Raw genomic sequence first — 10,789 nt, 5'->3', positions numbered from 1 at the left:
TATTCAAGAACCTTCAGATTACAGTTTGGTAACGATCAAGCGGATCCCCGCTGTTGAATCTGCAGGCTGGGTGCAGAGTCACATCCCAACTCTTGGAGACTGAACATATGGCTGACGCCAAACTATTTTCATTCCCCCGCCGCAAGGGGGCCAACGTGGCAGCCTGCGCCGTAATGACCGGTGCACTGCTGGCCACGAGCCTTGCTGGCGCCGGTTCGCTAGCTGCACCCGCACAAGCCGCTCCGACCGACGGAGCGATTACCGCCGACACCTACAGCGTTTCCACCCGCGCTAATCACAGCAACGGCGATAGCTCGAAGATCGCCGTGGGCGAGAACACCGGCGCCAACCGCGAAGCCTTCCTGCGCTTCCATACCGAAACCAAGGTAACCAAGGACTCGCAGGTCGAACTGAAGCTGCACATCAACGGCGGCACTCCTGGCCAGCTGCGGATTCTGCAGGGCCCTTCGGACTGGTCAGAAGACTCACTGACCGCCTCCAACGCACCGCAGGCCGGTGCCCTGCTCAAGACCGTTTCGGTCAGCGGCACGGACCAGACCCTAAGCATTGCGCTGACCGGTTTGGTCTCGGCCGACAACGGCCTGAACATCGTCCTGCAGCGCACCGATGGCGGCATCACCCGCATCGATTCGCGTGAGAAGAGTGACGGGCAGGCCCCGGCGGTTGCCATCAGCGGGGAAAACACCCCGGGCACCGGAGGCCCGGAGGAAGTCGAAAAGCCGGGGGACAACCAGGGCAATGGCCACGACTCGGTGGAGAACTGCCCCGTCTCCGAGATCCTGGTGCCCAGCTGCGGCATCTGGTTCGGGGCAGCGGCCAACCCGCTGAAGGGCGAATCGTGGGATCAGGCGCTGCTGAACTTTGAGAAGACCTCCGAGCGCAAGATGGACATCGCCCACTACTACAAGCGTGGCCAGTCGGCGATGTTCCCCAACACGGCCGAACTGAAGCGGCAGGACGAGTCCGGGGCGAACCGGATCCTGTTCTACAACTGGAAGCCCACCGGCATGACCTGGAAGCAGGTTGCCGAGGGCAAGGCCGACAGCTACCTGAAGTCGCTGGCCCAGCACATGAAGAAGAACGCATCGAAGAAGTTCTTCCTCTCGCTGAATGCGGAGATGGAAGACGAGGTCAACGAGAACGCTGGCTCGGGGCAGACCGCCAAGGACTACGCGAACTTCTACCGCCATGTGGTGCAGGTGCTGCGCGCGAACGGGGCCGACAACATGGTCACCGTCATGAACTACACCGGCATCCAGAAGTGGGGCGAGAAGTCCTGGTTCGATCAGCTCTACCCGGGCAACGACGTGGTGGACTGGATTGCCCAGGACCCCTACGCCTTCGGCAAGCCGCCGGTGTGGCTGACCGACATGGAGGGTATGGTCAACCGCACCACCAACTCCAAGACCTGGCCCGGCTTCTACAACTGGGCAGCCTCCAAGTACCCGAGCAAGCCGCAGATGCTGGCCGAGTGGGGCGTGGACGAAGATGGTTCCTACCCGAAGTACAAGAGCGACTTCTGGAAGACCGCCAACGAGCAGCTCCAGGACCTGCCCAAGCTCAAGGCCCTGGTCTACTGGGACAGCATGGGGTATACCCCCAGTGGTTCCAAGCTCAGCGTGGGCATTACCCGCGTTGACTCCAAGCAGGACTCGTTGACCGCCTACCGCAACTTCCTGGACGAGGAGTTCATGAACGCGGCGCGCGAGTCCTACCTGGACTAAATTGCCACACCGCCATCAGGCTGCGGCCGCAAGGACCGCACGGTGGCGGACATTGAAGGAGTGCCTGGCATGGGGATGAACCTGTGCCGGGCACTCCTTTTTCCTTGCGCCTGCCTTCCTGCGCAACCTCACCGGTTTTCTGTCCGTAACACTGTTCAGTAGCCAGCACACGGGCTAAGCTCGAGGCACCGAGTATTTGGGGATCTCGGTTCATCAGTCTTTGGGGAGGCTCACTTGAAGAAGACCGTCTATACGCTGGCGGCATTGGCCCTGGCAATCACGGCATCCGGTTGTACATCCGCCGCGGATGAGGAAGCTGCGCCATCCGCAGCTGAGGCCACGCAGAACGAGGGCACGTCAATAGACCCACTGGGTGGCACGCCTTCGGCGGCACCGACCGAAAAAGACGTGGACTTCCTTGAGGACCTCGGCGTGAACGACCGCGGCAATGTGACGGTGGAAGAGAACGAACAGGCGGTCTTCAAGGATCCCAAGGGGGATGCCGAGTTCGCCGAATTCACGGCCACCAACGTCACCACGAATTTCAAATGCACCGCCAAGGACGCCCAGCCGAGCATCAACGGCCAATACGTGGCGCTGGACTTTGACGTCAATGCCAACGAGGACCTGGCCGAGTCCGGGTTCCCGTACTTCTACCTGAGTGTGCACGAGTTCCGTGCCTGGGATGCCAAGGGTGAACCAATTCCGGATCCGGTGGGCAACGCCGAATCGTGCATTACCGACAAGGAGCGGGTGCCCTCACCCATTGACCCGGGCGACAGTGAGAAGGGCCTGGTCGTCCTGGACGTGCCCAAGGGGGCCGGTACCGCAAGCTTCACGCTCGGTGGGTTCCAAGGCTCATACGGCTGGGAATGGAGCTGGTGATCGTCCGGGGCAGCACTTGAGGAGTAAAGCCACAGCAAGTTGAACGGGCAATGCCGGTGTGTCCGTCAGTAAACACGTCAACCGGGATGACCTTTTGGGGGAGGACATCATGAAGGTACTTTTTGTTACGTCGCCGGGGGGACACCTGGCCCAGCTGCTGCCGCTGCGGGAGTGGTGGGAACAGCACCAACGCAGCTGGGTGACGTTCCGGCGTCCGGAAGTGGAGCAGGCGCTGGAGGGGGAAAACGTCACGTGGTGCTATTGGCCCACCACCCGCAACATTCCCAACGCCATCCGCAACTTCTTCCTGGCCATTCGCACGCTGCGCCGGGAGCGGCCCGATGTGGTCATGTCGGTCGGGGCCGGGGCCAGCGTTCCCTTTTTCCTGATTGCCTACGTCATGGGCATCAAGACCGTGTACCTGGAATGCTTTGACCGCATCACCATGCCGACGCTGAGCGGACGCATCTGCTACCCGCTGACCGACCTGTTCTGCGTGCAGTGGGATGAACAGAAGAAATACTATCCGGAGGCCGTGAACATTGGGGCCGTGCTGTGAGCGGGGCAGAGCAGCATTACGATTTGGTGGTCTCCGTCGGCACCGACCACCACCTCTTTGATCGGCTGATTGACTGGGTGGATGACTGGATCGACCGGCAGGCAAAGGCACCAAGCCTGTTTGTGCAGCACGGTGCGAGCCGGCGACCGCGGCATGGAACGGGCGTGGAGCGCCTGCCCCGCGGGGAACTGTTGAAAATCTACGAACGCGCCCAAGTGGTGGTGGTGCAGGGCGGGCCCGGCTCGATCCTGGACGTGCGCGAAATCGGGGTGATTCCCCTGGCCGTGCCACGGGTTCCTGAACTGAAGGAAGTCGTGGACGGGCACCAGATCGAATTCACCCGGGTCATGGCCGAACACGGTGACGCCATTTACGTGGACCAGCGCCAGGAGCTGCACCGTCAACTGGACAAGGCGTTTGCCAACCCGCTGGCCTTGCGCACCGAGCCACGGCGGGCTGATCCGGGGGCTGCGGGGCAACGTCTTGCCGCGCAGCTGGGGCAGCCTTTGTTCGGTTCGCGGCGTTCGGTGGGAAGGATGCTGCGCCGTGTCGGTCAGCTGGTGCGGCGCTAAGACATCGGTGAACGCAATCCCACTCCGCGTTGGCGCCGGCCATCGGGTGGAGCGGTATAGACGGCTGGGAGCAGCACCGTTCTGAAAGGTGTGCGCGGATGCAGAAGAACATATACGAGTAACAAGCCGCCAAACGGACCGGCCGGCAGCCAGGCGGCCAACACAGCTTTCCGCGGCCGGTCCTTTGGCATGGGGGAGTACATGATCACCACGACGAACTCACGCGTCGGGCAACGCAAGAATCAGAACATCGAGACCCTGCGGGGCATCGCGATCATCGCCTTGGTCGCCTTCCACGTCATCGGGGTCAGCGGCTCCGCCGGATTAAATGTTCCGCCCGACAGCGTGTGGCGCTGGTTTGCCGATTCCCTGGGCTTCATCCGCATGCCGTTGTTTACTTTCCTTTCCGGGGTCGTCTACGCCGCCTACGCACCCATGCGCAGCGGGATGGGCAGGTTCGTGCGTTCCAAGGCCCGTCGCCTGTTGCTTCCCATGGTTTGCGTCGGGGCGATCTTCCTGACCGTGCAGTCATTGGCCCCGGGCACGAACCGCGACTTGCTCGGTGAAGAGCCCTGGTTCATGTGGCTGATCCTGCCCGTGGCGCACTTTTGGTTCCTGCCGGCCCTTTTCTGGATCTTTGTGCTGTTCGCGTTGCTCGATGTCCGCCACCTGATGGACTCGGCCCGTAACCTGTGGACCCTGCTGGGCCTCACGGTAGCGGCCTCGGTGCTGATCGGGCCGCTCTTTGACCGGAACTGGCTGGGATTTGAGGGCAGCCTCTACCTGCTGCCGTTCTTCACCTTTGGCGTCATCTGCGCCCGCCTGGGCTGGCAACGGCAGGCGCTGAAGTGGCGGTTGCTGTCCGTGGCCTCCCTGGCGGTGGCCTTCACCTGGATCCAACTGGGCCTGCTGGGCGTGGTTCCGGCCATCGCTGAACGTCACGAGTTGGGCGGGATTCTGGCCAGTTTCGCAGCCCTTCTGGCGGTCTTTGGCTTTCCCTTCCAGGTGCGGGCGCTGGCCTGGCTTGGCCAGTTCGCCTACCCGATCTTCCTCTTCCACGTCTTCGGTTCGGCCGGGGCCCGGATCGTGCTGCTGCGCCTGGGCGTTGAGATAACCTGGATTCACTTCCTGACCGGCGTCCTGCTGGCCCTGGCCTTGGGAATCGTGGCGGACAAGATGTTCTGCCGGTTCAACGCCACCAACGTGGTGCTGTTGGGGAACAAGCTCCGTCCACGCCATCGGTAGCCCGCCTTCCGGCCAAGTAGCCGCCGGGGAGCGCCTACCGCCACGCCAGCAGTATTTTATGGCCGTAGACACTGTTGGCCCCCGGCAATAGCCGGGGGCCAAGGCGTTGGGAGGGCCGGGACTGGTCAGATGCCGCGGCCCTTCTCGTTCAGGCGGTCCACCACCCAGCCGGGGCTCAACGCCCCGCTGGCCACCGCCAGGGCCAGGTAGCCGCGCGGCTGGCGAGGGTTGAGCCGAATTGACTGCGCGGCAACCTGCACCCCCTCACGGCGGCGCTCCTTGAGCGAGGCCAGGGCGAAGGCCCGCTGCCCATGCAGCCAGGAGGCCGTGCGCTTCGAAGCGGTCAGTTCCGGGTGCTTGCCGATCAGGAAACTGATTCCGGCTTCCATGGCCTCCCACCGGCGGGAGAACTTCGAACCGCCCTTGTGCCACAGCACGTCAACGGCCGCCTGCGGCAGGACGCTGATTCTTCCCGCGGCCGCGGCCCGGATCAGCAGGTCGTAGTCTTCCCCATAGCCGTAGGGAATGGTTTCATCGACCAACCCCACCTCCTCGATGAGGAACACCCGGTCAAAGAGGTAACTGGAGGGGTGGGCGCCGGTGAGCCGGTCCTGGGTGATGGCACTGGTGTCAACGGTGGCAAGCTGCGGAATCCTGACCATCCGCTTCTGGCCGTAACTGATCTCAATGCCGGTGACGCACCCCGAGGCGTTCTCCTGGCGCATCAGGGCGACCTGCCGGGTCAGCTTGCTGGGCTTCCAGGCATCATCATCATCGCAGAACGCCACCAACTCGGTGTCGGCGTGCAGGATGCCGGAGTTGCGGGCCCCGGCCAACCCGGGTGTCCGGGTGTTGGTGATGACCTTCACCTGGCGGTTGCCCTCGCGGCGGGCAAGCTCTGGATGCGGTGCGTGGTTGTCGTAGACGACCGTGATGGTGATGGACCCCTGGTAGTCCTGGTTCCAGGCGGCCTCGATGGCCTGCTGCAGCAGGTGCATGCGGTCCTGTGTGGCGATCACCACCGTTACCGATGGTGCCGGCGATGGACTGTGGATCTCAGACATTGATACCCCCAAGTAGCTGTGGTCGAGATGCTCTGGCGGCAAACCGGGCGTCGGACAGGGCCGAACGACGGTTGGGCGCCACAATAAAGGACAGGACGATGGCCAGGGCCAGTGAAGAGGTGAAGTAGACGGTCACCGGTGGGCGTGCGGCCGTATCCGGTACGGCGGCCTGCCGGGAAATAAAGCCCGGGTCCGGTGGGATGGTGTCGATGGCCGAGAGCGCAAACTCCAGTTCACTGATTTGCTCCGAGGATTCGGCCAGCGCCTCACGGCGTTCGCTGATCGGGATGTCCTCGATCTGCTGCTCCTGGGCTTCGGTGCGCAGCACCTTGATGTGCGCCTGCAGTTCCTCGCGCCGGCTTTCCTCCAGGCTCTCCAAGCGGGTGAGGCGCTCCTGAAGGAAGTTGGCCGAAAGCAGCTTCACGGCCCGGTAGGCCAGCTGTGGATCCGTGTTGGACACGTAGAGGCGCAGGATGCGGGAGTTGATGATTGGTGAAATGGCCAGCTCCCGCAGCAGGCCGGAGGAGCGCCCCGGATACTCCAGCTCGCGGGCGGTCTTTCCCACCACCGCGTCCGAATACAGGATCTGCACCGCGGAGTCGATGGACACGTCCCGGTCGGCGGCAACCTGCGACGAACTGGTCACCGCAACGACCACCACGTCCACCTGGGCCGAATACTTTGCCGGCTGCATCAGGTAGAACGCGCTGCCCAGGCAGAAGACGATGATGAAGCACAGCAGGGTGCGTCCCGGGTTACGCAACGGCATCGAAAAGACCTCGGCCAGCGTTTCCACGTCGCTGCGTCGCTCGGCGTGGCGGCTCTTGAGGCTGGCAACCTTGGCGATCATTGCAGCCAGCTTGGCGTGTAGCCCAGGAATCGGATGAGCTCATCGTTCTCGCCGGCGAACTCCCGGTCCAGCAGCTGGCGCAGCTGCGGGGCCATCTCGGCGCTGGGCCGGGAATTGGAATGGATGATCTCCTCCGGGCGCCAGGGGTCCAGCCCGATGCTGTTCAGCAGCTGATCCCAGCCCTCCAGGCCGGGTCGGAAGAACGCATCGGCGTCCAGGATCGTCAGCTTCCCCGGGGCCAGTGCGTTTTTGGCCCGGCGCAGCTGAGCCGTGTAGCGGCCCCGGGCCACATATCCGTAATGCTGGTGGGCGAAGGACTGGTAGTTCGGGTCGGCGATGATCTTTTCTTCCTCTCCGGCCAGGCGCTCGGGTTCGCGATCCAGGGCCTCTTCAAAGGACAGGGTTTCAAATCCCCGCCCCTTCTCCTGCTTGTAGGCCGAAAAGGCGCGCTGGGCAGGGTCGCGCAGCAACACGATGACCTGGGCCTGTGGTGCCACCTCGGCGATGCGCTGCATGGCCAGGGGATGGAAGAGGTAGTACGGGCTGGCCTCCCCGCTGATCCGGTCCGACCCCCAGGGGCGGCGCAACGGGAAATGACCGGCATAGAAGTTCGGGCCCCGGCTGAAGCGCTCGGCGGTGTCAAAGAAATGGATGCCCTTGTTCAGCATCGGCGGGCGCACCTGCGGATGGCGCGCGAGCATCCGGAAAAGACTGGTGGTGGCGCAGCGCTGCGCGCCGGCGATAATGAAGCCCGGCTGCATGCGCAGGCTCGCGGTCATTTGCCCGAAACCCACCAGCGTGGTCCGCGCGAACTGGCGTGCCGAATGCTGGATGGTGTCTTCCACGACGAATTCTTGTTTAGTCATCACTTACCCCCATTGAGTGTCTTTGATCAGTTCCTGCATCACGTCGGTGTACCAGCGCCCCAGCGCAAAGGTCGCCTCGACCTGGTGCCGGTGCCCGTCCCCAAGGAACCTGGCCGCCAGGGTGGCCAGGTAGAGCAGCCGGAGCATCGCCTGAATGGCGTGGCGGGGTGCCCGGGTCCCACATTGCACCTGCAGTCCCGCGACGTTCGCATTCAGTTCCGGATCGCGCAGCGCCCTAAGCGCCGCACCCATGTTCCCCATCTCGCGCAACCTCTCGTGGGCCGCGAAGTGGAATAGGTCATTGCCCACCGGCTGACCGGTGTCGTAGCGCTCCCAGTCCCAGACCATTGGCGCGGATTTGGTGCGCGCCATGTTCCACGGGCCAAAATCCCCGTGCCACGCCCCGAACGCCAGGCTCTCTTCGGGCAGCAAGCGCGGCAGCTGGCGAACCATGTCGGCCAGTCGTCCGGCTGCGGGAACCGCTGCCAGAGCCTCCAAGTCACGCAGCAGGCCCCGGAACCAGGTGGAATCGGCCAGCAGGCGTTGCTCCACCGGCGCGCTGGCCAACAGCCCGATGACCGCGCCGACCGGCAACGGCAGGGGACGCTGGAGCGCATTGGGGCGCAGTGCGCTCATCACCAGCACGGGTTTGCTGTCAAAGAAGTCATAGGAAATCACCTGCGGTACCTGCAGCGCCGAGGCTGAGCTTGACTGCAGGGCCAGCAGCGCCCGGTGTTCATTGGCCACCAACTCGTGGGCCAGCTCGGACAGCCCGATCTTCGCAAACCCCAGTTCACGCCCGCGCCGGTCAAAGATCCCCAGTACCGGTTTGCGGTTGGCGCGCGCCGATCCGGTCATCAGCCCGAAGCAGACCGGCAGGTTGAAAATGTTCTCCAGATGGGTGGTGATGGAGTCGGAGGCGTCACCGACGGTGATCCCGGCGGGCATCAACCGTGCGCCTGCCGGTGAACGCAGCGCCGCGGCCAGGGCGTAGCGGCGGGCCTTGTGCTTGAGACCGTCGCTAGCGCAGGGGCGGATCGCACTGCGCATCGCGGCGGCGGGAACGTTGGCCGGGACCGCCAGGCGCGGGTTGGTGCGCGAGGGCACCAGCCGCCAGCCATCCTGCCCGGGGGCAAGATCCTGCACTTCGACGGTTCCGTGCGGGAAGAGCTCACCGAGCGTTTCACACAGTGAGCCGAGTCGTTCACCGGTAGCGCTGTTCATCAATGACCAGTCCTTCCGCTAATGGGTCTAGTTCCTGTTTTTCCCTGAACCAGCGCCAGGAAAGACCGGTGGCGATCATCAGGATGAACAGGGAAGTGGTGATGGTGTCATAGGTCGGCAGCACGCAGGCGAAGAACAGCGCCGGGTAGACCATGACCCACTGGCGTGAGTCCCTGCTCTTGAGTATCGGGAAATAGCGGCGCACGAAGAACGCCAGGAACAGGAGCGTGCCGATGATGCCGGTGCAGAAGATCAGGTACCACAGCGTGCCCTGGGTCCCCAGCTGCGGGGGCGAGCACTGGTGGCAGTCCGCGGTGGCGCCGGCGGCAATGGAGAAGAAGTTCCCCTGCCGGGTGCGGGTGGAGCCGAAACCGATGAACGGGGAATGCTCCACCGTGGTCTTGAGCGTGTAGCTGGCCAGGTTGGTGCGGCCCGTGTTGCTGTGCGGGTTGTCCAGGCGTGCCTGGATGACCTCCCACAGTGGGGTGCTGATCAGCAGCACCGCCGCCACCAGGAACGCGGTGCAGAAGCCAGCCAATGCCATGAAGTGCCCGTTCAGCGTCAACCGGACCAGGAGCAGCAGCCCGAGCACCACCAGCCCAACCCACATGGCGCGATTCAGCGAGAGGATGGCCGGCGGGATCGCTGCCAGCAACCCGACCCATAGCAGCACCCGCACCCACTTGCGGGCAACATACTTGATGACCAGCAGGTAGAACGGCAGCAACAGGCCGTAGTTGGCGCCCCAGGAGTTGGCGTACTGGTAGGGCGCCTTGGGGCGCGCACTGGAATACCCCAGGATGTCCTGCACCTGGGTCAGCCCGGGATGGATCTGTGAATTCACAAATGTGTTGGAGGTGATGGCGTGCGGTAGCACGGCCTCCAACACCGACGGGAAGTCAAGGAAGCTCAGGTACACCCCGGCATAGCCGCCCAGTACCGTGACCCCGAAAAGCATGGCCAGCAGGGTGATAATGGTGCGGTCTGCAAGCGTCTTTTGCGAGCTGTTGCCGATAAAGAGCATCACCGCGGTGCTGGCCAATATCCACCCGAAGCGGTAGGCCCAGCTCAAAACGCGGGACGCACCGCTTTCGGGCATCAGGCCGGGCACCGGGACCCAGAGCACGAACACGCCCAGGGCCACGATGATCAAGAACAGTCCCCATAGCCAGAATCCCGGCGGCACCTGAATCCGCGGCTGCTTCAGCAGCTGGTAGCCCAGCAGGGCGCCGACAATCAGGAAGCCCAGATTCCCCAGTCCCAGTAGCCACCACAGCGGAAAGAATCCGAGAAAGGCGACCAGCGGCCACGCAGGATTGCGCTCGAACCAAGTGTTCGAGCGCAGGCGCCATTCATGGCGCGGTGCAGTATTAAATCCCCCAAGTACAGGTGGCTTCATCGGTTTACATCCCCAGTTAGAAACCGAACCCGGCCGCCACGTGGTGACGCCGAGTTTGAAACTGACGCCAGCCTACCGACAAAGCGTTGACGAAGGGAAGGGGATGACGCGCCAGGAGCGCCGTGCCGCGGCGGATTGCAGTAGCCCATCACGAATCGAGTATCAGGCGAGTAGTGAATCCAAGTAGTTCGGAGTAGTTAACGAGTATGGGGTCACGGTTACCACTATTCCTGTGTCCCGGATTGCTACCCATAATTAGGTCAGTTGTCGTCCTTTCGGCGGCGCTATGTCACTGGCATTGCCAACTTGGGGTTGGTTTGGGGGAACATCATGAGAGTCAAGAGATTCTTTGCGGCCGTGGCTGGCCTGGCAATGATCTT

10 protein-coding genes are annotated in these 10,789 nt (G+C 63.4%); 5 read left to right on the top strand and 5 right to left on the bottom strand.

The annotated features are described in order from the left end of the window. Positions 1 to 173: 173 nt before the first annotated feature. The 5 genes from RCJ92_RS01595 (at position 174) to RCJ92_RS01575 (ending at position 5,006) form a co-directional block, all read left to right on the top strand. Entirely contained in the window at positions 174 to 1,745 is a 1,572-nt protein-coding gene (locus RCJ92_RS01595; RefSeq protein ID WP_446753566.1) for a CBM96 family carbohydrate-binding protein, read from the top strand. Between the two features lie 234 nt (positions 1,746 to 1,979). Beyond that, entirely contained in the window at positions 1,980 to 2,630 is a 651-nt protein-coding gene (locus RCJ92_RS01590) for a hypothetical protein (protein ID WP_446753565.1), read from the top strand. A gap of 109 nt (positions 2,631 to 2,739) precedes the next feature. Next, a complete protein-coding gene (gene pssD, locus RCJ92_RS01585) occupies positions 2,740 to 3,189 on the top strand; it encodes a PssD/Cps14F family polysaccharide biosynthesis glycosyltransferase (protein ID WP_138178249.1) in 450 nt (149 codons plus the stop codon). After that, positions 3,186 to 3,761 carry a glycosyltransferase gene (locus tag RCJ92_RS01580; protein WP_446753564.1) on the top strand — a complete coding sequence of 192 codons (576 nt, stop codon included), beginning with the start codon at positions 3,186 to 3,188 and terminating at the stop codon, positions 3,759 to 3,761. The genes pssD and RCJ92_RS01580 overlap by 4 nt, the downstream gene beginning before the upstream one ends. Positions 3,762 to 3,962: 201 nt before the next feature. Next, entirely contained in the window at positions 3,963 to 5,006 is a 1,044-nt protein-coding gene (locus RCJ92_RS01575) for an acyltransferase family protein (RefSeq protein ID WP_446753563.1), read from the top strand. A gap of 125 nt (positions 5,007 to 5,131) precedes the next feature. On the opposite strand, the gene RCJ92_RS01570 is transcribed toward RCJ92_RS01575, so the two are convergent. Genes RCJ92_RS01570 through RCJ92_RS01550 form a run of 5 tightly spaced genes read right to left on the bottom strand, consistent with a single transcriptional unit; the run spans position 5,132 to position 10,409 of the window. Then, a complete protein-coding gene (locus RCJ92_RS01570) occupies positions 5,132 to 6,070 on the bottom strand; it encodes a glycosyltransferase family 2 protein (protein WP_138926060.1) in 939 nt (312 codons plus the stop codon). Next, complete coding sequence (locus RCJ92_RS01565; protein ID WP_446753562.1) at positions 6,063 to 6,920, bottom strand: hypothetical protein; 858 nt, start codon at positions 6,918 to 6,920, stop codon at positions 6,063 to 6,065. Before RCJ92_RS01565 ends, RCJ92_RS01570 begins: the two co-directional genes overlap by 8 nt. Then, the gene (locus tag RCJ92_RS01560; protein ID WP_138926062.1) at positions 6,917 to 7,786 is read right to left on the bottom strand and encodes a sulfotransferase family protein; all 870 of its coding nucleotides are present in this window, start codon (positions 7,784 to 7,786) and stop codon (positions 6,917 to 6,919) included. The genes RCJ92_RS01565 and RCJ92_RS01560 overlap by 4 nt, the downstream gene beginning before the upstream one ends. 3 nt (positions 7,787 to 7,789) lie before the next feature. After that, positions 7,790 to 9,010, bottom strand: coding sequence for a phosphotransferase (locus tag RCJ92_RS01555; RefSeq protein ID WP_446753561.1), 1,221 nt, complete (start codon positions 9,008 to 9,010; stop codon positions 7,790 to 7,792). Further along, a complete protein-coding gene (locus RCJ92_RS01550; RefSeq protein WP_138178266.1) occupies positions 8,991 to 10,409 on the bottom strand; it encodes a hypothetical protein in 1,419 nt (472 codons plus the stop codon). Before RCJ92_RS01550 ends, RCJ92_RS01555 begins: the two co-directional genes overlap by 20 nt. Positions 10,410 to 10,789 lie beyond the last annotated feature (380 nt).

It is taken from the genome of Glutamicibacter sp. BSL13, assembly GCF_052928425.1.
Note: the sequence above shows the minus strand (reverse complement) of the source record. Positions and strands in the feature narration are given on the sequence as shown.